Source organism: Sphingobacterium athyrii, from assembly GCF_003071065.1.
GTDB classification, from domain to species: domain Bacteria; phylum Bacteroidota; class Bacteroidia; order Sphingobacteriales; family Sphingobacteriaceae; genus Sphingobacterium; species Sphingobacterium athyrii.
The window spans coordinates 292,636-318,504 of record NZ_QCXX01000001.1; the positions used below are offsets into that span (position 1 = coordinate 292,636).

A 25,869-nucleotide genomic window follows, 5' to 3' on the forward strand; every position below is an offset into this window, starting at 1 on the left:
TTTTCAATAAAATTTAACATATTAGGGAAAATAACAAAAGAAAAAAGCAAGGAATGGAAGAGCAAAATATATACGATTTATTTTACAGTGGACAACTGGATTTATTTATCATTGAAGGTGAAAATCAATTAAGACAAAACAACCGAGATGTGCCGCTTTGGACACATCTTGCCGTTGCGTATCACGACCAGGTATTCTACGAAGGACATGAAGCTGTTTTTGATATCATCCAGGAGAAGATGATTCCTTATCTTCAGAAGGCACTAAGCGTGGAGCCTGAAAATGAAACAACCCTTTACCATCTGCTCAACTACGTCCTAAGTAATGAGGCTTCACTGGCTCTGATCAATCGCCCGAGGAAACACATCAACGAGAACAACAAAGATCAGTTTATTCGCTATGCAAAACAGTTGATCGCCATACCAAAAATGACTTCGTATGGTTATGGCTTTCTGGCGAATATTTATGAAGGACTTCAGGACGATGCAGCCTTGTTGACGGTATTGGACGAAGGGATCAATTATTTCAACGAAGCTTTTAAAGACGATCGGGAAAGTGCAGATCATAATTTCTCCCTATTTTGGATGAAGAAAATATATCTCTTGGACCGCACAAAGCAAATTTCCGGAGCTGCATTAACAGCATTAATCCGGACGCATTTTGACCGTTTCGTCAGCAGTCATGAAATGCAGTATGTGGACCTTGCTGAAATCGCTTATGAAAACAAGGATATAGACCTGGCTTTAAAGGTATTATTAAAACTTATTAAAGGCGAAAATTCAGCTGCACATATCCACCGCGAATTGGTCAAATGGCACAATCGTTTTGAAGATCTGATCGCTGACGGTTATGAGAATCCTGAGGTATTCTATTATCAGCTGATCATTGAACGTAATTATTCCGAAGATATCGGTATACCATTCGATTATTATTACCTACATGCATTAAAACTGATTGACCAATACCCTGACTTGTACGCTGGCTATCATTTTGCAGGCGCATACCTTTACGACGATGGACAGCACGAAGCTGCTCTACCTTATCTCCAACAATCTGGAGAACGCCAATGGAATGCGACATCTTGGCGACGTCTTGTGGAATGTACCTACCTAACGACAGGTGATATATATACGCATATTCCGGTTTTTGAAGACCTCCCGCGCGAACTCTATAATGAAGCGATTAATCTGTCCGACTTTGTCGATGCGTTGGATACGCTGTCAGCTGAAGATACATTGGCCTTGCGACAACTATACCTTGCTATTTATCGCCAAGCCTATGATGCATTTGCGGCTTATTTCGAGGCGGGAAAATATGAAAGTGATTATTTCGGGGGAAGCCACAATCGTGCAATGAATTGCAATAACCTGGCAATTGCTTTAAAGAATGTGGATCTCCTCGAAGATAGTTATCAAATCGCAACTGAAGGATTAAACTACTCAGATTTTGAAGAACTACATCAGACGAGAACAGATGCATTGTCGAAATTGAAGGATTATGAACGCTTAAAAGACGCCCTCGTACTATATTTCGACACATACCAAGTCACTTTGAGTGACCTCAATGAAATGCGCGATGAGGTAATGGAAGAACAGTCTACTGAAGAAGACTCAGATCTGGTATTTCCCAGCTGTTATCAAATGTTTGTCCACCAGCTCGAAGTGAATTATCACCTGGGACTTTCTCCCGATATACAGGCAGAAGCACAATATCTTCTCGAGCACATTTATCAGTTTTATATAAACCATCCTACCCTGAACGACTATCATTACCGGGATTTTGAGGCCGCTAAAAATGGTGTGGAGGGCATTATTTATGATATCCTCGAGCCAAACGATCGTGATTACCGTATCCATTATTATGAAGGTATGGCACAGCAATATCCGCATGAAGCACAACCGCAGTATATCCTCATGCAGCTATACAATGAGATATCCGACTATAGCGATATTATAGCTGCTGCACAAAAATACCTCAAAAATAAAAAGGAATTTATCATCGATGACTTTGATAAAGCAAAGACTTTGTATTTGATTATAAAGGGGCATTACTTCCTATCCGAATTTAGATCGGGTGAAGAAGTATTTCAACGCCATGACAGTTGGGTTGCAACCGTCATGGATCCGGAAGATTATGTGCTCTGGCTTAAATTCGGAATCCTGTTGTATGCTGAGCAGAACAAGCTAACGGAAGTAAGTCGTTGTGTAATGATCTTTAATGGAATATATACACAACATGAATGGGGGTATGATGATGACTGTGAGTCGGTAAAGCTAGCAGAAGCTCTAGTCAATTACAAAACAGGTAACCTAAAAAAAGCCCATAGCCTGCTCAACGAAGTGCTGGCTTATTCCGATCATAGCCCGTTGGCTGATGAATATAAAAAGACCTGGAGGAAACCCGGATTTTTATCGAATTTCAAATTCTAACGGGACCTTTAAAGCCTAAATAAAGGAAAAGAAGCGTAGTAGATAGTAAAACTTTCTGCTACGCTTTTATACTTTACGGAACAACTGGAATCCCAATACAGTATCCCCTCTCCCCGGCAGCAACACTAGTATGAATAGAAAGAAAAAGCTCGAACAGACATAAGAATGAATGTATTACTTATGCAAAAAAACTTATCTTTGAATTGTGACCGGACTGAAACATCTAATCGGATTATTGCTCTTTCTTGGCTTATGGTTCAAGCCAATAGTTGCGTTACCCTGTCATCAAAGTAAAGTTCAGACTTGCCGTATGGACAGTACGGAATCTGGGAGTAAAAAAAATAATTGTTGTAAAAAGTTCCAAGGTAAGGAGAAAAGCATGTGCCAGCACCGCAGGCAATGTTCTGACTGTAGCTGCCACTGTGCTTCTGTAACAAGTGTATTGGCTGTCTCGACAGTGCCCGTACAGCTTCCTAAAATTTGCTCTTCATTCTTAAAAAAATCATATCGCGGCTTGCTATCCGTTTACCTTTCGGACGGTTACTTTTATCCTTGGGTTCCGCCAAAAATAAGCTGACCACAAACTTATTAAGCTTAAAAATGGAGATCGGGGCATACATTGACAAAAAAAATGTATCTCAAAACTCCAATGGGAACCGGATAAAGTCGGTTACAAGTCCATTAAATCAACAAAATATTTTAAAAATTGGATACATGAGAATTCTAAATAACATCATAACAGCTGGCCTTCTCTGCGTGAGCATAACGACTTATGGTCAGCATACTACCATGACAACCCCAACCGTAAAAATCAGTGGCAATTGCGGCATGTGCAAAAAAACAATAGAAAAAGCTGGAAACTCTGCGGACTCCAAAATAGATTGGAACGAGGATAACCAGACCGCAAGTATCTCTTTTAATGCAGAAAAAACCTCGCTGGATGCTGTTTTGAAAAAGGTCGCATTGGCAGGTTATGACAATGAAAAATACCTAGCGCCAGCAACGACCTATGCCGACTTGCATGGCTGTTGTCAATATGACAGAACCTTAAGTGCCCCACCGGCCAATCCTGAAAATACGCCTGAAAGCAAAGAAGAAAGCAGTGGATTGACATCTGTCGTTAAGGCGGGTAGCTTCCAGACGATTTATGACCAGTATTTCCAGTTGAAAGATGCACTGGTTGCCTCCGATTACAAGACTGTATCTACTGCTGCTGCAAAACTTTCAAGTCTGCTAACGGCCTTAAAATCGAATGACTTAACTGCCGCCGAGCAACAAGCCTGGAAAGCACAGGCAAACGCCATAACACAGCATGCGAAGGCGCTCCAGGAGGCGAAAGATCTTGCAAAGCAACGTGTGGCATTTGTTTCGGTCTCCGAAGAGGTCTATAAGTTGGCAAAAAGTTCCAAACCTGCACTTCCGGTTTATCAACAAAAATGCCCCATGTTTAACGGCGGCAAAGGAGCAACCTGGTTAAGCCTCAATAAAGACGTCAAAAATCCATACTATGGCGCCCAGATGCTAACTTGTGGAAGTACAATCCAAACCATACAATAAAGAGACCAGTACCTCAAAGAGATCAGTCTCTATACCAAAGGTTCGTCCGCAATGCAGACGGGCCTTTTTTATGACATATTCCAATTTGGCTGCTCCATTTTGACTCGGGATATAAATTACCAAACGAAATTCGTAAAAACAGATTATTTCAAAGGATAAACCTTAAATTGTAGCTTCTTTTATTGATTCAAAATAGTATATTAGGAGGAGTATCAGGCTAAGCACACAAAAGATAATTAAGGAAAATAATAAAGATATCGTGATCAAATAAGATGAAATTTAATCCATGGAAAAAGTAATTATTACAGGAGGAACAGGTGCTATTGGCCTCCATTTAGCAAAGTTGCTGGTCGCCAATTTCTATGAAGTAATCATCTTCACGAGAGATCCAAAGGCTCATCCGACACAACATAACGTCCGGTATGTCGACTGGAACCCGAAAAAGCAAATCATTGATATAAAATCAATCCAGGAAGCTGATTACATCATCAATTTAGCTGGCGCCAATCTCAATGCCGCACGATGGAGCAAAGCGTACCAACAAGAAATTATATCCAGCCGCGTAGAGAGTGGGCAGCTGATTTATCAGACATTAAAACAGATTCCAAACCAGGTAAAGGCCGTTATATCAGCATCAGCAATCGGGTGGTATGGAGCCGATGACAGTTATCAAAAAAAGCCGTTTGAAGAAGGTGATCCTCAGGGCGGCGATTTTTTATCCTGGGTCTGCAACCTTTGGGAAGGCAGTGTCAAACCTATCGAAACCCTCGGAAAAAGGCTCGTCGTCTTTCGATTCGGAGTTGTGCTCAGTAAAGATCAGGGTCTATTGAAAGAGATCAATCAGTTGTTACGTTTTCGGCTGAATCCCATTTTGGGATCAGGCAAACAGATGTTGAGCTGGATCCACATGGAGGATCTTGCCCGAATGCTTCTATTTGCAATACAAAACAACGCTGTCGCCGGCGTTTATAATGCCTGTTCATCCGAACCTATGCCGATTGGCCAATTCACCAAACGGATTGCAAGACGACGATACGGCATACTGTACCTCCCTTTTCCTGTACCAGCATTTTTGATTAAGCTATTTCTTGGAAAAAAAGGACAGGAAATGGTACTCAACGGAACCTGGGTGAGCAACAAAAAGATCCTCGATGAGAAATTTCCGTTTAAATATCCGACTTTGGACAATAATTGTATAGATAATTTACACATTGGTTAATTGTTAATTCCCGTTAATTTCGGCCCTTTTTGGGACAAAATCCGTATATTTGCGGCTTATGAAGATTTTTAGATATGGCGCAAAGGGCTCCGAAAAAGCGGGAGTCATTTTGAATGAAAAGAAATATGATGTTTCAGAAGGAAATTTTCAATATAACCGTGATTTCTTTGCAAATACGGCAAATTTGGAGAAACTTCAGGCATATGTAGAAAAGAACAGTGAAACCCTAAAAGAAATAGATGTCAATGAACGTATCGGCACTCCTTTAGAAACTCCTTCCAAAATTCTTTGTGTTGGATTGAACTTCGACGATCACGTCAAGGAAACCAACTTGCAACAAGCTGCAGAACCTATTGTATTCATGAAATCGGTTTCTGCGTTTAATGGACCTTTCGATGGTATTACATTACCTAAAAATTCCGTGAAATCCGATTGGGAAACTGAGCTTGCTATCGTTATCGGTAAGAAAGCATCTTATGTCAGCGAAGAAGAAGCGCTGGATTATGTATTTGGTTATGTCTTGCATAACGATGTGACCGAACGAGAGTTTCAGATCGAAAGAGGTGGTACCTGGGACAAAGGTAAGGGTTGCGACACCTTCGCTCCTATAGGTCCGTTTATCGCCACAAAAGATGAGATTCAAGATGTAGATAACATGAGAATTTGGCTTAAATTAAACGGTGAACTGATGCAAGATGGTAATACAAGCGATTTTATATACCGTGTACCAAAATTGATATCTTATTTAAGCCAGTTTATGTCCCTCCTTCCCGGTGACATTATCTCAACAGGGTCGCCAGCAGGTTCGGGTATGGGAAAATCTCCACAACGATTCCTCCGCGATGGCGATATTATTGAATATGGCATAGAAGGACTTGGATCTGGAAAACAGGTTGTATCAGCTTACTCCTTATCCTAGAAATTTGTTCCTGTAGACCGGTCTTTCCATAGCGTAACTGCAGCATGGAAAGACCGACTCAACTGCCATTTTTTTCGTCATTTCATTGTAATTTATCAACCGCATTTATGTACATTTATATCGACATCCACTTTGTTAACATAAATGCGTAAATCCCTAGAGGGTCAATGATTCAACTAAACAACATATCTAAATCATTCCAGGTCAAATCCAGACGAATCGATGCATTGAAAAGCCTTTCGCTGACCATCGGTAAAGGAGAAATATTTGGTGTCATAGGAGCTTCCGGCGCCGGAAAAAGTACACTGATCCGCTGTGTCAATCTTTTGGAAAGACCGGATACAGGCCAAGTCATTATTGAAAATGAAGACTTGATGTCCATGTCGCCCAAAGTCTTAATGATGAAAAGGAGAAAAATTGGAATGATATTTCAGCATTTCAATTTACTGTCGTCCCTAACGGTCTTTGAAAACATCTCTTTTCCATTGCAGCTTGAAGGCAAATCAAAAACGTTTATCCGGCAAAAAGTTTCCGAGTTACTGCACTTGGTAGGCTTGGAAGACAAGGCCGAAAGCTATCCGGCTAACTTATCCGGAGGACAAAAACAACGGGTTGCTATAGCACGGGCTTTGGCCAATGATCCACATATTCTGCTTTGTGATGAAGCGACCAGCGCATTGGATCCTGCAACGACCAAATCTATCCTTACTTTATTAAAACAAATTAATAAACAACTGGGACTTACCATCTTATTGATCACCCATGAAATGGATGTGATCAAAAGAATATGCGATCAAGTCGCCGTTCTGGATCATGGAACTTTAATTGAAAGTGGTTCCGTTGAAATGATTTTTGCAAACCCGCAGCAGGAAACTACGAAAAATTTTATTCAGTCCTCGTTGCAGGTTGAAATTCCTTTAGGTTTTCAGGAGCGATTAAAAGAGCAGGGAAATCCTCTTGTAGAGATCTACATGACATCGAGCGAAGAATCTATTCCTTTTATTCAACAATTGGAACAGCAATTTCAGGTTAAAACAAATATTATCACCGCACAGATCGACTATGTCGGTGACATGAAATTCGGTGTTATATTAGCTGAATTGTCAGGTGATATCGACAAAATAAAAGCGAGTCTCTCCTATTTAAAAGAACAGCATCCGCAAACTAAAATATTAGGTTATGTCTGATCAAGTACTAGAATTACTATTATCAGGAACGCTCGAAACACTCATGATGACATTCCTGTCTGGCTTTTTTGGATTTATAATCGGGCTTCCACTTGGAATCTATCTATTCCTCACACGGAAACATCAACTGCTGGAAAACAAAACCATGCATCAGATTGTTTCGCTCTTAGTGAACGTGTTTAGATCTATTCCATTCATTATTCTCATTGTCTGGATGATCCCATTTACACGTCAGCTTGTAGGAACATCAATAGGTATGTCGGCAGCATTGGTACCCTTAAGTATTGGCGCAGCACCATTTATTGCGCGATTGGTGGAAAACAGCTTACTGGAGATTCCCAACGGATTAATTGAAGCCGCCAGAGCCATGGGGGCAAGCACGCAGCAGGTTATCTTCAAAGTGCTGCTCCCCGAAGCACTCCCATCATTGGTCAACAATGCGACGATCACCTTAATTACACTTGTAGGTTATTCCGCAATGGGCGGTGCCGTTGGAGCCGGAGGACTAGGACAGATCGGCTATCAATATGGATATGTAGGTTATGACACCTTTATCATGAATTCTGTTCTTATTTTATTAATTTTAATCGTATTCCTGTTACAGTATACAGGTGATTACATATCAAAAAAAGTAAACCATCGTTAACATTAATTGTATCTTATGAAACCATCATGATTTATTCGATCATACTTTGGAGTGAATAACCGAGCAAAAGCGACCTCATCAATGCCGCTTAAAACATACACTCGATGAATAAATCTGATAGCTTCATCACAAATGGAAACCGCCGAAGGCAGCATGAAACGAGCTCATGAATACCATTGAAAATAAATATTTATGAATAATGCCTTAAAGGGAAAACTGACTAATGAATAAACAAATTTATACAGATGAAAAAATTGAACTATGCATTTGCAATCTTAGCCTTTAGTCTGACGACTATTGTAGCTTGTAATAACAGGGAAAAGAAGGAAAATACCCTTAAGGTTGGTGTGGTAACAGGTCCTGAAAAGGAACTTGCTGAAACGGCTAAGAAAGTTGCAAAAGAAAAGTTCAATCTGGATGTGGAACTAATTTCCTTCAATGATTACGTTGTGCCAAATGAAGCCTTGAATCAAGGTGATATCGATGTCAATGTATTTCAGCACCAGCCTTATCTACAGGAGCAGTCCAAACAACGTGGCTTTACCAAATTAACTATCGTGGGCAATACGTTTGTATTCCCGATTGTCGCCTATTCCAAAAAGATCAAAACCATTACCGAACTTCAGCCGGGTGCGACTATCGCTATCCCAAATGACCCTACAAACGGTGGGCGTTCGCTCTTACTTCTCCAGCGTGAGGGAATCATCGGCTTAAAGGAGAATGTGGGCATACAACCAAAAGTGACAGATATTGTCAGCAATCCGAAGCAGATCAAAATCATTGAGATGGAAGCTCCACAGCTCCCACGCGTACTAGATGATCCTCAGGTTGTAATGGCGATCATCAATAATAGCTTTGCTTCACAGGCTGGACTGGACCCTGAAAAACAAGGATTATTTACAGAGGATAAAGAATCCCCTTATGTCAACTTAATCGTTGCACGGGCAGATAATAAAAATGACGAAAAAGTACAGCAGTTTATACAGTCCTATCAATCTCCGGAAGTAGAAGCAACAGCGAAAAAGGTGTTTAAAAACGGTGCCATTAAAGGCTGGTAAACGTTAAAAATTGTGACTGAAACAACTCATTCTTGCCCTTGTGGCTCAGGACTAACTTTTGCGGACTGCTGTCAGCAAGTGCACAGCAGCCATACCAAAGCAACTACTGCCGAAGCACTTATGCGGGCACGCTACAGTGCTTTTGCTGTAGGAAACATTGACTTTTTGTACAACACATTCCACCCTACAACAAGAAGATTCCAAAATAAGAATGCTATTGAGCAATGGGCTAAGGAAAATAAGTGGATGCAGCTCAATATACTGAAAGCAACATTTTCGACGGTAGAATTTGAAGCGCATTATTTGGATTCGGAGCTGCAAGTACAGATCCACCATGAAAAGTCTACATTTAAACAACAAGGTGATCTTTGGTATTATGTAGATGGCCGGTAAACTATCCTGGAGATTTTATACAAAAAAAACTGCGCTAACAAGAAATATTAGCGCAGCTTTTTTTGTATATGTTAGAACGGATAACTTAAACCAATTCCTCCGTATCTTCGCGGTAAGGCGCTTCTTCATCAAACTCACCCTCCCACTTTGCGACAACTACCGTTGCAAGGCAGTTACCAACAACATTAACTGAAGTACGTGCCATATCCATCAATTCATCTATACCCAAAATCGCGGCGATAACAAAGGTTGGCAGACCAAACTGATCAGCCGTTGCTATTAAGATAATTAACGAAGCACGGGGCACTGCCGCTACTCCTTTAGAGGTAATCATTAATGTGAAGGCAATCATGAGCTGCTGTCCAAACGACAAGTGAATACCAGCTGCCTGCGCAACAAAAATTGCAGCCAGCGATAAATACAACGAAGTACCGTCCAGGTTAAAGCTATAGCCTGTAGGGATAACAAATGAAACGATCTTACGCGGAACGCCAAATTTCTCCATTGCGCTCATCGCTTTCGGTAAAGCAGCATCTGAACTTGTCGTGGCGAAAGCAATAGACACCGGTTCTTTGATGGCGTTAATAAAACGTCTGACAGGAATTTTTAAGTAAAGTGCAACAGGAAGCAACACCAAAGTCAGAAAGCAAAACAATGCAAAATACAATGTTGCCAACAGCATAAATAGGTTTTTCAAAATATCAACACCAAGATGACCTACCGTATAGGCCATTGCAGCTCCCACCCCAACCGGCGCGAAATACATAATGATATTCGTGAACTTAAACATTGTCTCAGACATGCTTTCCGTAAAATCCACCAAAGGTTTCCGCTTCTTCTCATCAACCATTGCAAGCCCGATTCCGAATAGCACCGAAAAGACAACAATCTGTAACACCTGATTATCGGCAACAGATTTTACGATATTTTCAGGAAAGAGATCTCGGATAAATGAAGTGAATTTGTAAACGGGATGTACATTATCGGGCAGCGATTTCAAGACATGTTCATCCATACTTTCTTTAGGTGCGGGCAGCTCCTCATGTGGCATATGTGCAACATCCACACCTACACCGGCACGGGTCAGATTAATCGCACCCAAACCAATAAAAATAGCACAGGTCGTTGCACAGAAGAAATACAGCATAGATTTCCAGGCCATACGTCCCACCTGTTTCAGATCAGAATGCCCAGCAATACCATAAACCAGTGTAGCAAAAAGAATAGGCCCTACAATTGTTTTCACCAGCTTGATGAAACCTTTGCTCAATGGCTGCAAAGAGATTGCCAGATTGGGAAAATCCAGCCCGACAAAAATACCCAGGATCATACAGGTCAGGATCCAGGTAGTCAAATTTTTCTTATAAAGCGCATTCACAACCAAAACGGTGGCAACTATCCAACGGACAGCCATTAGAAATTCATGCGAAAAGCCTACAACATCAAATTCGTATAATACAGCAATGATACAAGCTAATGTAACTGTGATCAGGGTGATGTACCCTATTTTGGTTTTTAACATTTAAAAGATTTTAATGGTCAAAAGAACAAAAATAAAAAAATCCTATGCTTTTGCAAATATTATTATTTAAACAGCCGCTGTTTCACAACAAAATACCGATTTCCCAGAAATGCAGGAGCATAAAAAAAGCAGGATAATTTCTTACCCTGCCTTATATTTTAACGGAATCAAAAAATTATTCCGCGTGTAACCAAGCTTTTTTCGCTAATAGCTCATCGTTAGACTCGCGTACATCTTCGTCATCCACACAACAGTCTACCGGACAAACAGCCGCACATTGCGGCTCATCGTGGAAACCTACACACTCCGTACATTTATCCGAAACAATATAATAGACTTCATTTGAGATCGCGTCCTGTGATTCATTCGCATCGAGCGTAACGCCATCACCAAAATCTATAACACCATCTAAAGCAGTCCCATCTGAGAATTTCCAAGTTACACCAGCATCGTATATTGCATTATTTGGGCATTCTGGTTCGCAAGCACCACAGTTAATGCATTCGTCTGTAATTTTAATCGCCATTTATAACCTCACAATTATGATAAATAAACTATTTTTGCATTATCAATATGAAAACAAAGTCTGATTGTACAATAAGGCTAGTTGATTCACGTTGATTAATGTTAACAGCACAAATATAACACAAATTTGTGTATTCATCTTTTAAAAATTTAATATTTTGACAAAGCAACAACGAATAAATGCGTTTGTAAAACTGGGTGAACTGTTGAAAAAGCAGCCTGAAGATCTTATTCAGATCATTCAACTGGCGCAACATAAAAACCCTTGGTATACCATAAAAAATGTTGAAAATGCCCTACATGCGATTACTTCCAACTTAACGGCAGAACAGCTCAATTACTGGTTACAGGACTATCCGGATAACGAGTCGGCTAAAACAGTAGGCTTAATTCTCGCCGGAAATATTCCACTGGTTGGTTTTCATGATATCCTTTGTGTATTAATCAGCGGATTTAGGGCAAAAATTAAAGTATCCTCAGATGACGCTGGTTTAACAAACTATGTACTCAATCGTTTAAAACAAATCGAACCCGCTTTTGAAACAGCTTTTGAAATCGTAGATAAACTCAAAGACTTCGACCTTGTCATTGCGACCGGATCAAATAATACGGCCCGTTACTTCGATTATTATTTTGGAGTTAAGCCGCATATTATCCGACGCAACAGAAATAGTGTTGCCGTTATTACCGGTACGGAATCCGCTGCACAACTACAGGCTTTGGGGCACGACATCTTCGATTATTTCGGACTCGGCTGTCGTTCCGTTTCCAAAATTTTTGTTCCGAAAGGCTATAATGTTTCCCATTTTTTTGAAGGAATAGCAGATTTTAAAGATGTGGCTGACCACTATAAATACAATAACAATTACGACTACAATAAATCCATCTATTTGATCAATGGAGACAAACATTTTGACAATGGTTTTCTATTGCTCAAACGGGATGAGCGTACAGCATCTCCGCTATCTGTCGTTTATTATGAAGAATACGACAGCCTTGGAGATGTCGAAAACGAGTTGAATCAACAAGCCGAAAATATCCAATGTGTGGTCTCGGAAGTGCAATTGAACATTCAGTCGCCAGTTTTTCATTTTGGTGAAAGTCAGTGTCCTGCTTTAGATGATTATGCAGATGGGATAAATACCTTAGACTTCTTATTTACAAACTAGTAAGCTTCGGTTAATTTCGTAGTACGGAAATTGCATTAAAAATACTAACTTTGAAATCATGTATATCATTAAAGTAAGAGGTGTCGCCAAAATCCCCGACTATGTGCAGCTGCGAGATGATGCCTTCACCTTGTTAGCATATTTTAGAGTGGATCGGCCTGACAAGTCTCTTGATAAGATCGGATTAGGAGAAAAGGCAGAATATATCATGCAATTGGTCAAAGAAATGCCTTTTGGCCAAATTAAAAAATTAGAGTTTTAACGCCCATGATTGAAAATAAAGTAATTACATTAAAGAACGTTGATATCTTTCAACAGAAACATCTGGTATTATCCAATGTCAATTTAAGTATCGGCAAAGGAGAGTTTCTCTACCTTATCGGACAGTCTGGCAGTGGAAAAAGTAGTTTATTAAAAATCATCTATGGCGATTTGTATATCGGCAATGGCGAAGGAATGATTGCTGGCTTTGATTTAAAGAAACTTCATGAAAATGATGTCCCCTATTTACGCAGGAAATTGGGAATTGTCTTTCAGGATTTTCATTTACTCTCAGACCGGACGATCGAAAAGAACTTGGAGTTTGCCTTAAAGGCGACGGGCTGGAAAGATAAAAAAATGATCGATGCACGTATCTTGGACGTCTTGGAAAAAGTCGGACTCCGTTCTAAATTAAAGAAAATGCCCCATGAGCTTTCAGGTGGTGAGCAACAACGGATCGTTATTGCTCGTGCACTACTGAATAATCCGGAGATCATTTTGGCGGATGAGCCTACGGGTAATCTGGATCCGGCAACGTCGGAGGAAATTGTCCTTTTACTGCGTGACATTGCCAATTCTGGAACTGCAATTTTAATGGCTACCCACGATTATACCATTATTCGCAATATGCCATCCCGGATTATCAAAACCGGGGACGGTATTCTACAAGATGATGTCAGCATCTAAACGAAAAACTGACAGTTAAAAAGACATTTTTACAAATTCCGACAAATTGTTAGGCTTTTTTGATAAAATCTGACAAGCTGTCGGAATTTTATTGTTTGGCAAAAACTTTGACAAAGGAAGGTATAGTAAATTTTTGAATCTATTTTAGCATTGAAGATATGAATGAGCAAGATAATTATTATGATGAGAGTCAAGATCAAGTAGAAACTAATTCTTCTGATCAACAGGAGCAGCCTTCGGAAAATCAGGTAGAATTGTCTCCTGAAGAGAAGCTGGCAGCCGAATTGGCAGAGGCAAAGGATAAATACATTCGTCTATCTGCTGAATTTGACAATTACAGAAAACGTACGAGCAAAGAGCGTGTTGAATTGATTCAATCAGCCGGTAAAGATGTGATCGGAAAGTTATTACCTACCTTAGATGATTTTGACCGTGCCTTAAATGCCATGGAAACTGCAACAGATGTGGCATCTGTCAAAACGGGAATGGATATCGTTAACAACAAACTAAGACAGACATTGTCTCAATTGGGGTTAAAAGAAATGGAAACGATCGGTCAGGCATTTGACCCTGAATTGCAGGAAGCTATTACATCTATTCCAGCACCAACGGCAGATTTAAAAAATAAAGTAGTGGACGTTATCGAAAAGGGGTACTACCTAGGTGACAAAGTGATCCGTCACGCGAAAGTAGTTATAGGTCAATAATAGTAAGACGATGTCAAAAAGAGATTATTACGATATACTTGGTGTCGCGCGTTCAGCGGACGAGAAGGAGATTAAATCAGCTTATCGCAAATTAGCGATTAAATATCACCCGGATAAAAATCCCGGTGACCATGAAGCTGAGGAAAAATTTAAGGAAGCTGCTGAGGCATACGATATCTTGAGCAATTCACAAAAACGTCAACGCTACGACCAATTTGGCCACGCCGGTAATTCAGCAAGTGGTGGCTACGGTGGTGGTGGCGGCATGAATATGGACGATATATTCAGTCAGTTCGGTGATATTTTTGGTGGTGGACATCCGTTCGAAAGCTTCTTTGGAGGTGGCGGCGGAGGTCAACGTGGAGGACGTCGCGTAGCGCGTGGAAGCAATTTACGCATTAAAGTTAAATTGACTCTTGAAGAAATCGCTAAAGGTGTTGAGAAAAAAGTTAAAGTAAATAAACAAGTTTCCTGTCATAGTTGTGAGGGCACAGGAGCAAAAGATAAATCGTCTTTCCATACCTGTAAAACCTGTGGTGGCTCAGGATCAGTACGCAGAGTGACCAACACCATCTTGGGACAAATGCAAACCACCAGCACCTGCCCTACCTGTAATGGCGAAGGTGTTGAAATTACCGCAAAATGTACAACTTGCCGAGGTGAAGGATTAGAACGCGGTGAAGAAACAATTGCGATCAATATTCCTGCAGGCGTGAGCGAAGGAATGCAGCTCTCAATGAGCGGTAAAGGTAACGCAGCTCCACGCGGCGGTATTCCGGGAGACCTGATCATATTAATCGAAGAAGTACCTCACGAAAGCTTAAAACGTGATGGCCTAAATGTCATTTATGATCTGTACATCAATTTTGTGGACGCTACATTAGGTACTAGTGTAGAAGTACCTACAATTGACGGAAAAGCCAAAATAAAAATTGAACCCGGAACGCAGGGGGGCAAAATATTACGTCTAAAAGGAAAAGGTATTCCCGAGGTCAATTCCTACCACAAGGGGGATCAACTTGTTTATGTGAATATCTGGACACCAAAAGCTGTATCCAACGAAGAAAAAGAACTATTAAATAAACTCAAAGAATCACCGAACTTCAAACCGCAGCCCGGTAAAAGTGAGAAGTCATTCTTTGAACGCATAAAAGAATATTTCGAATAAAAAAGTCGGATTTAAACAACGACATGGAGAGTCCTATATCAATTGATATAGGACTCTTTTTTTTGCTTTCTTACGTCAAATTGACAAATAATTACAAAAAGTCAACACTCTTCAGACATTGTTAAAACAATAAGCAATTTATAAAAAAAGCATAAAATTTAATCAATTGAACCACTATCATTTACGATTTTGGTAAAATATCTAGACAATATAGTGACAATAAAATAAAATAACTTTGCGATATTTGACTAATGAATTAAAAAAGTCAGAAAGTAATTACTGGCTCATTAGAACAAACTATTAAAATAAAAAAGACATGAAAAAAGTTTTACTTACATTAACTGCCATTGCAGGTTTAACAATTGCAGCAAACGCACAAACTGAAAAAGGAAAAATTATGGTTGGTGGTCAAGTTGGCTTCGAAACTTCTAAAGTTAAAGATACAGATCGCAAAGATAATTCATTTTCTATCAATCCAACTGTTGGTTACTTCGTAAGTGACAACTGGGCAGTAGGTACTGGCGTTGGTTACAACTGGAGCAAAAACGAAGTTGACAAAAACCACAGTACTAAAGTTGACGCTTTTCAAGTAGCTCCATTCGTCAGAAAATACTCTGCTAATGGTCCATTAAGATTCTTTGCACAATTATCCGTACCAATGTCATGGGGAAAAGTGACAGCTGAATCAAATAACGTTGAAACAAAAAACAAATTCGAAAACTATGGTGTTGAATTAGCACCAGGATTGGCGTACTTCCCAACAAGTAAAATTGGTATCGAATTAAAAGTTAGAGGTTTATACTATAACTATAATAAAGATAAAACCAACGATATCACAACAAATACATTTGGTTTAGATGCGAACTCTTTAGCACCAACTTTAGGTGTACAGTTCCATTTCTAATAGGTAGTTGATAAGAAAGAAAGAAAGGGGCTATAGGTACTGATACTTATAGCCTTTTTTCATCATTAGGTATAGCGTTTAATAATTCGCAATTTATGGGAATAGCGATTTAGTTCCTGATTAAAAATGCCTTCATTGTCCATTCGGTCAATACGTACTTTCGCTGAGGCATGAATAATGGTATCCCGATCCAGCATAATGCCCACATGAGTAATCCGTCCATCCGCGTTGTCAAAATAAGCTAAATCCCCGACTTTAATTTCCGAGATAAAATCAACTGTCTCTCCTAGTTCTGCTTGCTGATACGCATCCCTAGGCAGAGCTATGCCAAAACAGCTATAGATCAACTGCGAAAAACCAGAACAGTCTATTCCCCACTGAGAACGTCCACCCCATAAATAGGGTGTATCCTTATAGCTCATGGCCAGTTCGGCAACTTTAGTTTCAAAATCAGCCCCAGAAAAAGAGTTGATACTGCCTTGGTAAGTCATATCCAGCTGTGCTACCCGAAACCGATCTCCCTCAGCTAAATAGAGCTTTGTACCATGGCAGAGGTATAGCCGCTCCGTACCATTCAGAAGCAAGCCTCCTTCCCTGCCAACCAGTCTTAGATCTGCGGCAAGATATTCCTCCATTTCCATAGGATCAAGCTTCCTAAACTGACCATTCTGAATCCAGCCCAAGTAACCTGTTTCTAACAGCCTTATCGATGTCCATTCCGTCTGTATTTCCAGAATTTCAAATAATTCAGCAAACAATACCTGGGAAACCATCTCACTCCGATGTGCCTGTTCCGCACGCAACGGAACGAGAGCTAACGTACAAATACCATATTTCATTGGCCCAACAAAACAAAATTGTCAAATATGTGATTATATATTATAAAACGAAGATAAATTAATTATAGTAGATATGGAGAATACAAATTTAAAATTCAAAAGAATACTCGTTGCAGTCGATGATGCTCCATGTTTAGAGAAAGCCATTCTCTATGCGAAGGAAATGGCTCAGGTATTTAACGCCTCAGTTGCGCTCGTCACGGTTATTCCGCCCACCTCACCGACTAATTTTGGAGCTGATCCCTTATTGGGTCAGCAACCGATCATTGTGCCGGAGGTATCCGAAATGGAACAGGAAAATGCGCAAAAATATCTTGAAAAATTAAGCCGCGAATTTACGGAATCGGGAGAAGTATATCTTTTCAATCGAATTGGATCCATCAAAGAAGAAATTCTTGCTGCTTCGCATGAATGGTCGGCAGATCTCATCATTATGGGATCAAATGGACGAACTGGGTTCGACCATTTTATTTCAGGTTCTGTATCGGAGTCCGTTATCCGCAAAGCTACCTGTCCGGTGCTGGTCATTCCAAGCAAATGCGATTAACGGATCTGTCCGAATTGCAATGGTCGAGATAAAATAAAGAGCCTATTCTTAGGGAAAAGAATAGGCTCTTCTATATTTCTAGGCCAATCTGCTTATTTTTTGATCAACCGGGCGACAAACATACTATCCGCTCTTTCCGTATAACCATCCAGACAACGCATGCTTTCCAGTTCAAAACCTAAATTATTTAAGATGTAATCTACCACCTCTTCATTCTCAGCCTTAAATATCGAGCAGGTAATATAGATCAGTGGCTTCCCCACTTTCACATAACCGGCGACATGACTTGCAATTGTCTTCTGCAATGTGCTAAACTCCTCGATCTTGACGGTTTTAAACTGCCGGATCATCTCTGGTGTGCGCCCCCAGGTCCCGGAGCCCGTACAGGGTGCATCCAATAATACCCCGTCAAATTTTTCATTCCCCAATATGGGATATGGGTCTTTTGTCAGGTCCAGTATTTTCTTTCGGTAATGCTTAATTCCCACCAGGTCAAATCGCTCGTCCAGATTTCGGAGGATACTCATACGAAGATCAGATACCAATAGGTTTATCGAGGGACAGGCGTCCATTAACAAAAGAGATTTACCCCCGGATGCTGCGCAAGCATCCCACCAAGATTCCCTTTCCGCCGGTTTCATAAATGCAAGTGTACGCTGTGAAGATAGATCCTGCACTTCAACAAGTCCTTCTAATGTGGAAAATCGCTGCAATGAGGTACCATTCGCTAAAGCGATAGTCTGATCGTCCAATTCATGATAGGGAATCTGATTTTCGTCCAAAATCGCACGTACGATTTTATTTTTACCCCTTTTTATTCGAATATAGAGATGTGGTTGTACCAGTTGGCTCTCCAAAAAAAGTTTGGTATCAATCTGGGGCGAAAAATATGCGGTAAATGGAAATAGATCCTCGCTTTTTATTAGTCCTTCAGATTCTAGAAAAGCAATCTTTTCGCCTACGGATAAACCCAGCTTTTCAAGATATGCAGGTTCGAGTAAGCTCACCAATGGGCTGTCTTTTTCACATAAAAACTCAGCAAGGACCAGTCGTCGCTGCTGTGACAACTGTGGGGCCGCTGCCCCCAAACGAAAATAGTTATAGCACAAACGGGAAGTAGACTTCCGATCCGAGGATCCCATCTGTTTATTTTCCTTAAAAAAAGTCGTCAAATATCGTGAAAATGGCTGATGTCCCTCAAAACCATCCATTGCACGCTCAAAATTACGTATTTGTTGGTAAACACGTTTTTCACTCAATTCAGCCATTCAAAGATTATTTCCTTTCAAATTTCCTGTTGTGATAGACCATTATCCCTAAAGCTCTATTGGCATAGCCCCATTTTGGATAAAACTCAAATTTATAATCACTATTGAGCCCCGAGAATTTTTCCTGGGTGATATGGCTTACATAGTCAACACCATATTTATGGAGCAAACGGCCAAAATAAACAGCCGCATCGTAGCCCTTATAGGAAAACTCCGAAGGATCGACTTTATACAGCGATTTATAATTTGCTATAAACTTTCTCGTATCACCATCCGATTCATCGGCCAGACTCGAAGATGTAATCGTCAAGCCATAAAAGTCCATATTTTCAAAATTTTCAAAAGAAAGCTTCGAAAAGTTTGGATGTCCATACAACTTAAATTGATTACCGGGGTTCAAGAAACGCTCATCCATAGCATCCAACAATCCTTTGACGAGATTCTTATTAGCGGTTCCGGACACCACATGATTCGTTCCTGCGAGTACAAGACTATTATTGAGCTCATTGATGCTCATCACTGTTTTTATCTTTGCCTGCGCATTTGCCTTTGTAACTTCATTAGCAAAATTAACCAAAAACTGTTTGCTCTCATCATCACCGGCATCATAGATCAAAATCTGATCGCCATTATAATACTGATCGGCAACGTATTTTGCCAAGGTTTCAGCATGTGTCCGTATCGACGGTGTCATGGACACAAGGTTGGGCAGGCTAAATTCTGAAGCCATCGTTGCTGCCAATGGAGAAACCTGAAGAACATTTTTGTTGGCAAAAGTCTGCGCAAAACTTCGAATTTCCCTTGGATAGACAGGTCCGACAACAAGCGCGGCATCCTTTACTGCCGCCGCGGTTCCCAGCGACGCATTATAGGCAACATTATCGCGCGAGTCGATAACCTGCAAATCAAAAAGCATCCCGTCTTTAGCGATCTTATCCAGACCTAATTGAAAACCTTGGTAAAAATCCAGTGCCAGAGCAGAGCGCTCGACGTCTTCTGTAGTCACCGTTTTAGCGATGCTATTTAATTCAAACGGCAAAAGCAGTGCAATTTTATTGTTCTTAACCGAATGGCCATTTACATTTTGCACATCACCTACCTTTATGGCAGGTTTATCTTTCTCACTGTTTGGTTTAGTGACAGCAGTTTGCTGTTCGCCCCGACTAGAAGAGGGCGAACGCAATACTGTGCTTTTTTTGGTTGTACAGCTCGCTAAGCATAATGCCACGAGTGCTGCAACCCATATTTTATTCCCACTCAATCGTAGCGGGTGGTTTTGAACTGATATCATATACAACTCTGTTAATTCCTTTCACATGGTTGATAATTTCATTTGAAATTTTTGCCAACAGGTCATATGGTAGATGTATCCAATCTGCAGTCATCCCATCAAGCGATCCTACAGCTCTTAAGCTCACGACATGCTCGTAAGTACGTTCGTCACCCATTACCCCTACTGACCGTACAGGTAAAAAGATCGTACCAGCCTGCCATACTTTATCATACCAACCGGATTCTTTCAAGTTATTGATAAAGATCGCATCTGCTTCCTGAACAATCCGTACTCTTTCGGCAGTAATATCACCTAAAATACGAATGGCCAAACCTGGACCGGGGAACGGATGTCTGCCCAAAATCGCCTGATCTACCTCTAATGCCCTACCAACTCTTCTGACCTCATCTTTAAATAACGTCTTCAATGGTTCAACAACTTTCAATTTCATAAAATCAGGCAAACCGCCTACATTATGATGTGATTTTATGGTTGCTGAAGGCCCTTTAACCGAAACTGATTCAATAATATCAGGATAAATTGTACCCTGTCCCAACCACTTGGCTTCAATTCCTTCCGGTAATTCTTTTTGAATTTCCTTCGCAGCTTCGTCAAACACATCAATAAAGGAATTACCGATGATCTTACGCTTCTCCTCAGGTTCAGAAACTCCTGCCAAACGACCATAGAACAGGTCTTTTGCATTAATTCCCCTAATATTTAAACCCATATTTTTGTAAGAATCCAATACTTGCTCGTATTCATCTTTACGAAGCAAACCATGATCCACGAAAATACAATGTAATTTCTGTCCGATTGCGTGGTGTAATAAAACTGCAGCAACAGTAGAATCAACACCTCCGGATAAAGCCATGATCACATGGTCATTACCCAGCTGTTCTTTCAATGATGCTACGGTTGTCTCTACAAAAGCATCTGGAGTCCAGTCCTGCGCACAACCACAGATCCCGACAACAAAATTTTTCAATAAAATGGCACCATCCGTGCTGTGTGTTACTTCTGGATGAAACTGTATACCATAAGTGCGTGTACCTTTTATCTGGTAAGCCGCTACGCGTACTTTATCTGTACTGGCAATGATATCAAAGTTTGCTGGCACCTCCTTAATCGTATCGCCATGCGACATCCATACTTGAGATTGTACGGGTACACCTGCCAACAATTCATTTTCATTATTGAGAAATTGCAGATTTGCACGACCATATTCACGGATTTCAGATGGCAATACATCTCCACCTGATTGTTGAGCAATGTACTGTGCACCATAACACACCCCTAAAAGAGGAAAGCGCTCCTGAATAGCGACAAAATCAATTTGAGGTGCATCCTCTTGTCGAACCGAAAAGGGGCTTCCGGAGAATATAACACCTTTCACAGATTCGTCAAAATCTGGCAATTTATTAAACGGGTGTATCTCACAATACACATTTAGTTCTCTGACACGTCTTGCAATTAATTGCGTGTACTGAGACCCGAAGTCTAGAATGATAATTTTTTCTGGCATGCTGCAAAGGTAAGTATTACGAATGAATTATTAAATGTCAAATCAGGAAATAATACCTGCTTTTAGCAGTTCAATTTCCATCTCTTTTTGTAATTTCAAGGCTTCCTCACGCGCGCGTTCCGCAAAATCACGTCCTTTTGAAGCATATATAATTCCTCTGGTACTATTCACCAAAAGTCCACAATCTCCATTCATCCCATATTTACAAACATCTTCTAGCGAGCCGCCCTGTGCACCTACCCCCGGTACCAATAGAAAATGTTCCGGTGCATGTTCACGAATCTTAATAAAGCCTTCTCCCCTTGTCGCCCCCACAACATACATTAAATTGTCTATATTCCCCCAAGTATTTACTTTGTCAATAACCTGCTCAAATAACTGAAGCCCTTCCTTATTCTCAAAATTCTGAAAATCCCGGCTGCCTTCATTCGATGTTAATGCCAGTACAATAGCCCACTTATCCTTGAAATCCAAAAACGGTGTGACCGAATCTTTCCCCATGTAAGGAGCAATGGTTATGCTATCAAATCCTAAACCGGAGTTTGACTCATCAAAAAAAGCCATAGCATAACGACCTGAGGTATTTCCGATATCGCCCCGTTTGGCATCTGCGATACTAAAACAGTCTTTCGGTAATGCAGCCCAAGTTTTTTGAAGCGACTGCCATCCCTTTAGTCCGTAACATTCATAGAAGGCGATATTTGGTTTATATGCGACACATAAATCAGCTGTAGCATCAATAATAGCTTTATTGAAACTATAGATCGGATCCTCATCATCCAAAAGGTGCTCAGGAATCTTAGTAAGGTCTGTGTCCAATCCGACACATAAAAACGAACGTTTCTCTTTAATTTGATGGATAAGTTCTGCTCTGGTCATGCTAATGTATAGATCGTAATTATTTATTGATTAAATCTTGAATAAAGGTTGCCACATCGGGTGTAGAGTAATCGGCCATACCCTCATGCCGTGTCGCTAACTTGCCATCCTTGCCCAAAATCACGGTACTTGGAATAGACTCTGAAAGCCATTCTTTGGGAATATCGCTGTTTGGATAACTAATCGGCAAGGTTAACTTCTCATTCTTGACAAAAGCAGCAGCCTTCTCTTTATCACCCTCTATCTCCACAATCAGAAATACAATATTCGGATTGTCCTTAAATTTATCGTAAAGCACATTAATAGAAGGCATCTCGGCTCGGCATGGCCCACACCAAGTCGCCCAAAAGTTGATAAAAACGACCTTACCCTTTAAGTCCGCTACTTGAATGGTTTCGCCCAGAGGATTAACAAAAGAAACGGTGTTGCTCACCGGTTTTGCTACAGCATCAATCGGCTCGGCAACCTGTTTTGGTACTTCCAATTTCGGTTTAAATAAACCGATCTTCATCAACAGCTGTTGAAAATAACTCCTACTGGTCGGCCATATCAATAAACCAATGAACAGCACAAACACAACATTGCCAATTATCTTTTTTGTTTTTGGATTCATAAATAAGATTTACGGCAGATTAAGAATCAAATTTATCCAACAGCTTCAGCAAAGTCGCAAAATCTTTCGGATAAGGTGCCTCAAACACCATTTGTTCATCATTCAATTCAAATTCAACATGCTTGGCATGCAAGGCAAAACGTTTCATAATTGGTTGTTCTTCTTCATCCTTGGATAAAGTATAGCCTCTTTTCTTAATTTGCGACAGGTAAACAGGTTTTCCGCGGTACATACTATCCCCTACAATTGCGGCATGCTGTGTAGCCAAGTGAATACGGATTTGGTGCATGCGCCCAGTGATCGGTTTACACGCTACTAAGGTATAATTCTTATAATATTTAAGGGAATTAAAGATGGTTTCCGCAGGCTTGCCATTTGCGCGGTCAATGGATACATTTTTATTACCTAAGTTTAAAATGGGCAGGTCGACGACAAGATCGTTAAAAGTATGCGTGCCACTGATAATGGCATGGTAGATCTTATTGACTCTGCGCTTCTCAAAAGCGATGGAAATCGAACGGTAGGTTTCCGGATTTTTCGCGATCAACAAAATACCGGAAGTCTCCTTATCCAGACGATGGCAGACTTGAGCGTCAGCATGATATTTCTTTGCCAAACGGAGAATATTAATCTCTCCCCCCTCCCTTTCATCCAAAGAAGCGACAAAAGGGGGTTTATTTATAACAATCAAATTTTCATCCTCATGGATTATTAATTCTGAAAATTTGGGAAATTTAAATAGACGGGTTTCATTCTGTATCATTTGACAAAAATACAAAACACAAGGCAGAATATTGGCCAATGTATGATAAAAACCTTACTTTTGGGTTTACAATATAAGTTAAGATGTCTGTAAACAAAGAAATAAAAAGAGTAAGCACAGCGATGCTGCAAGCAATGAAAGAACGTCAGGAGAAGATTTCGATGCTGACCAGCTATGATTACTCCATGGCCCAAATGGTAGACAGTGCCGGTGTGGATGTTATTCTGATCGGAGATTCTGCAGCCAATGTATTTGCTGGCTATGAAACCACCCTACCCATCACGCTCGACAATATGATCTACCATGCAGCGGCCGTTGCACGTGGCACTGAACGCGCCATGGTCTTGGCAGATTTACCTTTTGGTAGCTACCAGGGTTCTGCAAACGAAGCCTACAACGCCGCTGTACGCATGATGAAAGAATCCGGTGCCCATGCCCTGAAATTGGAAGGCGGTCTTGAAATTATTGAAAATATCAAAAAGATTATTTCCGGCGGAATCCCAGTTTGTGGGCATCTGGGTTTAACGCCACAGTCCATTAACAAATTTGGAAATTTTGGTGTCCGTGCCAAGGAAGAACAAGAAGCAGCCAAACTTATTGAAGATGCACTGGCCCTACAAGAAGTGGGCTGTTTTGCCATTGTATTGGAGAAAATTCCAGCAGCTTTAGCCAAAACGGTAACCGAAAAATTGGATATTCCAACAATCGGAATAGGTGCAGGTGCCGATTGCGATGGCCAAGTATTGGTAATTAATGACATGTTGGGGATGAATGCGGATTTTAAGCCCAAGTTTATGCGACATTTTGCCAATCTTCACGAGCAGATTACAACAGCAGTGAGCAATTATGTTGCTGAAGTCAAGGCTGTCCAGTATCCAAATGCAGAAGAACAATATTAACCAAGCATCATGAAATTGTTGATCGTTGGACTAATTCTCCTAGCTGCTTATCTTCTGATCCGGAAAAAATTTAATTTTTCCGGATCAGAAGACATAAATTCCAAAAATTTAAAGTCGGGCTTCCAATTGATCGAAGCACCCGCTGCACTCATTCAATCCACCCTCAAGAAAACAATCTCTAATGTCATTATGGGTGTGATACTTATTCTCATTACGATATTACTCTTTGTAAAAATCAAAATTGTATTGTTTCTGCTTCCAATCGCCTTCTTTTTAATTGGTTACCTTTTTCTTTTCAACAATCACTTCCGCAAGATCAAGAGTCAGCAGATATGGTTTAACGCCAAAACAAATGAGGTTTTTGTGGAACAGCTTCGTGCGGATAATTATACTTTCAATATTTTCCGGGACATTCAGGGCGTACAACAGGTTGAGTCCATTCAGACCACCAGAGGTCTGCTCTATGGTTACTATCGGATCAAATTAAAAGATCACATCCTGGAGATCCCGTATCTGCTGTCCGAAAATAAACCGGCCAATAACCTGTTCTTTGATACCATCAGCCAAAACTTTAAAATAGACATACAGAAAAGAATTTTCCCAATCATTTAATATTAAGTAAATTGCAAATCCAAAAGGAATATGGTATATTTAAACTTATCAATAATGTATTGTTAAAACCAAAATATTTTATACTATGGGAAAAGGTGATATCAAAACCAGAAGAGGAAAAATATCAAACGGTTCTTTTGGAAAAAGAAGACCACATTTATCGAAAGCTTCCATCAAACCAAAAGTAGATGATTCGACGCAAAAAGAAGTCGAAAAGAAAACAGTCAAAGCGAAAAAATAATAAGCATAAAGCTAGAACAGGTTTCTAGCTTTTTTTATAGCCGGCATATTGCGCCATCA

At 40.4% G+C, this 25,869-nt stretch carries 27 protein-coding genes; 18 read left to right on the forward strand and 9 right to left on the reverse strand.

Features of this window, described 5'->3' with window-relative positions; all coding sequences use genetic code 11:
- The first annotated feature begins 53 nt into the window (after positions 1 to 53).
- The 8 genes from DCO56_RS01295 to DCO56_RS01330 all read left to right on the forward strand — a co-directional run bounded on the left by DCO56_RS01295 (position 54) and on the right by DCO56_RS01330 (position 9,408).
- Entirely contained in the window at positions 54 to 2,429 is a 2,376-nt protein-coding gene (locus tag DCO56_RS01295) for a hypothetical protein (protein WP_108631966.1), read from the forward strand.
- Positions 2,430 to 3,143: 714 nt separating this feature from the next.
- Entirely contained in the window at positions 3,144 to 3,986 is an 843-nt protein-coding gene (locus DCO56_RS01300; RefSeq protein ID WP_165306608.1) for a DUF3347 domain-containing protein, read from the forward strand.
- 286 nt (positions 3,987 to 4,272) lie between these two features.
- Positions 4,273 to 5,205 carry a TIGR01777 family oxidoreductase gene (locus DCO56_RS01305; protein ID WP_108631968.1) on the forward strand — a complete coding sequence of 311 codons (933 nt, stop codon included), beginning with the start codon at positions 4,273 to 4,275 and terminating at the stop codon, positions 5,203 to 5,205.
- 58 nt (positions 5,206 to 5,263) lie between these two features.
- Entirely contained in the window at positions 5,264 to 6,124 is an 861-nt protein-coding gene (locus DCO56_RS01310; RefSeq protein ID WP_108631969.1) for a fumarylacetoacetate hydrolase family protein, read from the forward strand.
- A gap of 167 nt (positions 6,125 to 6,291) precedes the next feature.
- Positions 6,292 to 7,311, forward strand: a complete 1,020-nt coding sequence (locus DCO56_RS01315; RefSeq protein WP_108631970.1) for a methionine ABC transporter ATP-binding protein — start codon at positions 6,292 to 6,294, stop codon at positions 7,309 to 7,311.
- Positions 7,304 to 7,957: a methionine ABC transporter permease MetI gene (metI, locus tag DCO56_RS01320; protein WP_108631971.1), complete on the forward strand. Its 654-nt coding sequence runs from the start codon at positions 7,304 to 7,306 to the stop codon at positions 7,955 to 7,957. Before DCO56_RS01315 ends, metI begins: the two co-directional genes overlap by 8 nt.
- A 245-nt stretch (positions 7,958 to 8,202) precedes the next feature.
- Positions 8,203 to 9,015: a methionine ABC transporter substrate-binding lipoprotein MetQ gene (gene metQ, locus DCO56_RS01325; RefSeq protein ID WP_108631972.1), complete on the forward strand. Its 813-nt coding sequence runs from the start codon at positions 8,203 to 8,205 to the stop codon at positions 9,013 to 9,015.
- A gap of 12 nt (positions 9,016 to 9,027) precedes the next feature.
- A complete protein-coding gene (locus DCO56_RS01330; RefSeq protein ID WP_108631973.1) occupies positions 9,028 to 9,408 on the forward strand; it encodes a YchJ family protein in 381 nt (126 codons plus the stop codon).
- Positions 9,409 to 9,493: 85 nt separating this feature from the next.
- Here DCO56_RS01330 and DCO56_RS01335 read toward each other — a convergent pair whose 3' ends face one another.
- The gene (locus tag DCO56_RS01335; protein ID WP_108631974.1) at positions 9,494 to 10,930 is read right to left on the reverse strand and encodes a dicarboxylate/amino acid:cation symporter; all 1,437 of its coding nucleotides are present in this window, start codon (positions 10,928 to 10,930) and stop codon (positions 9,494 to 9,496) included.
- A gap of 175 nt (positions 10,931 to 11,105) precedes the next feature.
- Positions 11,106 to 11,456, reverse strand: a complete 351-nt coding sequence (locus tag DCO56_RS01340) for a 4Fe-4S dicluster domain-containing protein (protein WP_108631975.1) — start codon at positions 11,454 to 11,456, stop codon at positions 11,106 to 11,108.
- A 157-nt stretch (positions 11,457 to 11,613) separates the two neighbouring features.
- On the opposite strand from DCO56_RS01340, the gene DCO56_RS01345 reads away from it, so the two are divergent.
- The 6 genes from DCO56_RS01345 (at position 11,614) to DCO56_RS01370 (ending at position 16,351) form a co-directional block, all read left to right on the forward strand.
- Positions 11,614 to 12,624, forward strand: a complete 1,011-nt coding sequence (locus DCO56_RS01345; RefSeq protein ID WP_108631976.1) for an acyl-CoA reductase — start codon at positions 11,614 to 11,616, stop codon at positions 12,622 to 12,624.
- A gap of 58 nt (positions 12,625 to 12,682) precedes the next feature.
- Positions 12,683 to 12,886, forward strand: coding sequence for a fructose-6-phosphate aldolase (locus tag DCO56_RS01350; RefSeq protein WP_108631977.1), 204 nt, complete (start codon positions 12,683 to 12,685; stop codon positions 12,884 to 12,886).
- Between the two features lie 5 nt (positions 12,887 to 12,891).
- Positions 12,892 to 13,572 carry a cell division ATP-binding protein FtsE gene (locus DCO56_RS01355; RefSeq protein WP_108631978.1) on the forward strand — a complete coding sequence of 227 codons (681 nt, stop codon included), beginning with the start codon at positions 12,892 to 12,894 and terminating at the stop codon, positions 13,570 to 13,572.
- Between the two features lie 158 nt (positions 13,573 to 13,730).
- Entirely contained in the window at positions 13,731 to 14,279 is a 549-nt protein-coding gene (locus DCO56_RS01360) for a nucleotide exchange factor GrpE (protein WP_108631979.1), read from the forward strand.
- Positions 14,280 to 14,289: 10 nt separating this feature from the next.
- Entirely contained in the window at positions 14,290 to 15,447 is a 1,158-nt protein-coding gene (dnaJ, locus tag DCO56_RS01365; protein ID WP_108631980.1) for a molecular chaperone DnaJ, read from the forward strand.
- Positions 15,448 to 15,763: 316 nt separating this feature from the next.
- The gene (locus tag DCO56_RS01370) at positions 15,764 to 16,351 is read left to right on the forward strand and encodes an outer membrane beta-barrel protein (RefSeq protein ID WP_108631981.1); all 588 of its coding nucleotides are present in this window, start codon (positions 15,764 to 15,766) and stop codon (positions 16,349 to 16,351) included.
- A gap of 65 nt (positions 16,352 to 16,416) precedes the next feature.
- Here the strand turns inward: DCO56_RS01370 and DCO56_RS01375 are convergent, their stop codons facing one another.
- The gene (locus tag DCO56_RS01375; protein WP_108631982.1) at positions 16,417 to 17,190 is read right to left on the reverse strand and encodes a C40 family peptidase; all 774 of its coding nucleotides are present in this window, start codon (positions 17,188 to 17,190) and stop codon (positions 16,417 to 16,419) included.
- 73 nt (positions 17,191 to 17,263) lie between these two features.
- On the opposite strand from DCO56_RS01375, the gene DCO56_RS01380 reads away from it, so the two are divergent.
- Positions 17,264 to 17,737, forward strand: coding sequence for a universal stress protein (locus tag DCO56_RS01380; protein ID WP_108631983.1), 474 nt, complete (start codon positions 17,264 to 17,266; stop codon positions 17,735 to 17,737).
- Positions 17,738 to 17,829: 92 nt separating this feature from the next.
- On the opposite strand, the gene DCO56_RS01385 is transcribed toward DCO56_RS01380, so the two are convergent.
- Genes DCO56_RS01385 through DCO56_RS01410 form a run of 6 tightly spaced genes read right to left on the reverse strand, consistent with a single transcriptional unit; the run spans position 17,830 to position 24,058 of the window.
- Positions 17,830 to 19,005 (reverse strand): RsmB/NOP family class I SAM-dependent RNA methyltransferase, encoded by a 1,176-nt coding sequence (locus DCO56_RS01385; protein ID WP_108631984.1) that lies wholly within the window; start codon positions 19,003 to 19,005, stop codon positions 17,830 to 17,832.
- 7 nt (positions 19,006 to 19,012) lie between these two features.
- The gene (locus DCO56_RS01390) at positions 19,013 to 20,296 is read right to left on the reverse strand and encodes an ABC transporter substrate-binding protein (RefSeq protein ID WP_108631985.1); all 1,284 of its coding nucleotides are present in this window, start codon (positions 20,294 to 20,296) and stop codon (positions 19,013 to 19,015) included.
- Positions 20,253 to 21,803 (reverse strand): glutamine-hydrolyzing GMP synthase, encoded by a 1,551-nt coding sequence (guaA, locus tag DCO56_RS01395; protein WP_108631986.1) that lies wholly within the window; start codon positions 21,801 to 21,803, stop codon positions 20,253 to 20,255. Before guaA ends, DCO56_RS01390 begins: the two co-directional genes overlap by 44 nt.
- A gap of 42 nt (positions 21,804 to 21,845) precedes the next feature.
- Positions 21,846 to 22,682, reverse strand: a complete 837-nt coding sequence (gene pyrF / locus DCO56_RS01400) for an orotidine-5'-phosphate decarboxylase (RefSeq protein WP_108631987.1) — start codon at positions 22,680 to 22,682, stop codon at positions 21,846 to 21,848.
- 19 nt (positions 22,683 to 22,701) lie between these two features.
- Positions 22,702 to 23,295, reverse strand: coding sequence for a TlpA family protein disulfide reductase (locus DCO56_RS01405; RefSeq protein WP_108631988.1), 594 nt, complete (start codon positions 23,293 to 23,295; stop codon positions 22,702 to 22,704).
- A 19-nt stretch (positions 23,296 to 23,314) separates the two neighbouring features.
- Entirely contained in the window at positions 23,315 to 24,058 is a 744-nt protein-coding gene (locus tag DCO56_RS01410) for an RluA family pseudouridine synthase (RefSeq protein ID WP_108631989.1), read from the reverse strand.
- Between the two features lie 83 nt (positions 24,059 to 24,141).
- Between DCO56_RS01410 and panB the strand changes: the two genes are divergently transcribed.
- The 3 genes from panB (at position 24,142) to DCO56_RS01425 (ending at position 25,810) form a co-directional block, all read left to right on the forward strand.
- Positions 24,142 to 24,957 carry a 3-methyl-2-oxobutanoate hydroxymethyltransferase gene (gene panB / locus DCO56_RS01415; protein WP_108631990.1) on the forward strand — a complete coding sequence of 272 codons (816 nt, stop codon included), beginning with the start codon at positions 24,142 to 24,144 and terminating at the stop codon, positions 24,955 to 24,957.
- A 9-nt stretch (positions 24,958 to 24,966) separates the two neighbouring features.
- On the forward strand, positions 24,967 to 25,569 hold the full coding sequence (locus tag DCO56_RS01420; protein ID WP_108631991.1) for a PH domain-containing protein: 603 nt from the start codon (positions 24,967 to 24,969) through the stop codon (positions 25,567 to 25,569).
- Between the two features lie 85 nt (positions 25,570 to 25,654).
- Positions 25,655 to 25,810 carry a 30S ribosomal protein THX gene (locus tag DCO56_RS01425; protein WP_108631992.1) on the forward strand — a complete coding sequence of 52 codons (156 nt, stop codon included), beginning with the start codon at positions 25,655 to 25,657 and terminating at the stop codon, positions 25,808 to 25,810.
- Positions 25,811 to 25,869: the final 59 nt, after the last annotated feature.

What these genes read in the sequence shown, in the direction of transcription:
- guaA (WP_108631986.1), bottom strand. Translation starts at nt 21,803, where the DNA reads ATGCCAGAAAAAATTATCATTCTAGACTTCGGGTCTCAGTACACGCAA.
- DCO56_RS01305 (WP_108631968.1), top strand. Translation starts at nt 4,273, where the DNA reads ATGGAAAAAGTAATTATTACAGGAGGAACAGGTGCTATTGGCCTCCAT.
- DCO56_RS01405 (WP_108631988.1), bottom strand. Translation starts at nt 23,295, where the DNA reads ATGAATCCAAAAACAAAAAAGATAATTGGCAATGTTGTGTTTGTGCTG.
- pyrF (WP_108631987.1), bottom strand. Translation starts at nt 22,682, where the DNA reads ATGACCAGAGCAGAACTTATCCATCAAATTAAAGAGAAACGTTCGTTT.
- DCO56_RS01370 (WP_108631981.1), top strand. Translation starts at nt 15,764, where the DNA reads ATGAAAAAAGTTTTACTTACATTAACTGCCATTGCAGGTTTAACAATT.
- dnaJ (WP_108631980.1), top strand. Translation starts at nt 14,290, where the DNA reads ATGTCAAAAAGAGATTATTACGATATACTTGGTGTCGCGCGTTCAGCG.
- DCO56_RS01340 (WP_108631975.1), bottom strand. Translation starts at nt 11,456, where the DNA reads ATGGCGATTAAAATTACAGACGAATGCATTAACTGTGGTGCTTGCGAA.
- DCO56_RS01350 (WP_108631977.1), top strand. Translation starts at nt 12,683, where the DNA reads ATGTATATCATTAAAGTAAGAGGTGTCGCCAAAATCCCCGACTATGTG.
- panB (WP_108631990.1), top strand. Translation starts at nt 24,142, where the DNA reads ATGTCTGTAAACAAAGAAATAAAAAGAGTAAGCACAGCGATGCTGCAA.
- DCO56_RS01390 (WP_108631985.1), bottom strand. Translation starts at nt 20,296, where the DNA reads ATGATATCAGTTCAAAACCACCCGCTACGATTGAGTGGGAATAAAATA.
- DCO56_RS01420 (WP_108631991.1), top strand. Translation starts at nt 24,967, where the DNA reads ATGAAATTGTTGATCGTTGGACTAATTCTCCTAGCTGCTTATCTTCTG.
- metQ (WP_108631972.1), top strand. Translation starts at nt 8,203, where the DNA reads ATGAAAAAATTGAACTATGCATTTGCAATCTTAGCCTTTAGTCTGACG.
- DCO56_RS01385 (WP_108631984.1), bottom strand. Translation starts at nt 19,005, where the DNA reads ATGGCTGAATTGAGTGAAAAACGTGTTTACCAACAAATACGTAATTTT.
- DCO56_RS01335 (WP_108631974.1), bottom strand. Translation starts at nt 10,930, where the DNA reads ATGTTAAAAACCAAAATAGGGTACATCACCCTGATCACAGTTACATTA.
- DCO56_RS01380 (WP_108631983.1), top strand. Translation starts at nt 17,264, where the DNA reads ATGGAGAATACAAATTTAAAATTCAAAAGAATACTCGTTGCAGTCGAT.
- DCO56_RS01360 (WP_108631979.1), top strand. Translation starts at nt 13,731, where the DNA reads ATGAATGAGCAAGATAATTATTATGATGAGAGTCAAGATCAAGTAGAA.
- DCO56_RS01315 (WP_108631970.1), top strand. Translation starts at nt 6,292, where the DNA reads ATGATTCAACTAAACAACATATCTAAATCATTCCAGGTCAAATCCAGA.
- DCO56_RS01410 (WP_108631989.1), bottom strand. Translation starts at nt 24,058, where the DNA reads ATGATACAGAATGAAACCCGTCTATTTAAATTTCCCAAATTTTCAGAA.
- DCO56_RS01310 (WP_108631969.1), top strand. Translation starts at nt 5,264, where the DNA reads ATGAAGATTTTTAGATATGGCGCAAAGGGCTCCGAAAAAGCGGGAGTC.
- DCO56_RS01300 (WP_165306608.1), top strand. Translation starts at nt 3,144, where the DNA reads ATGAGAATTCTAAATAACATCATAACAGCTGGCCTTCTCTGCGTGAGC.
- DCO56_RS01355 (WP_108631978.1), top strand. Translation starts at nt 12,892, where the DNA reads ATGATTGAAAATAAAGTAATTACATTAAAGAACGTTGATATCTTTCAA.
- DCO56_RS01375 (WP_108631982.1), bottom strand. Translation starts at nt 17,190, where the DNA reads ATGAAATATGGTATTTGTACGTTAGCTCTCGTTCCGTTGCGTGCGGAA.
- DCO56_RS01425 (WP_108631992.1), top strand. Translation starts at nt 25,655, where the DNA reads ATGGGAAAAGGTGATATCAAAACCAGAAGAGGAAAAATATCAAACGGT.
- DCO56_RS01295 (WP_108631966.1), top strand. Translation starts at nt 54, where the DNA reads ATGGAAGAGCAAAATATATACGATTTATTTTACAGTGGACAACTGGAT.
- metI (WP_108631971.1), top strand. Translation starts at nt 7,304, where the DNA reads ATGTCTGATCAAGTACTAGAATTACTATTATCAGGAACGCTCGAAACA.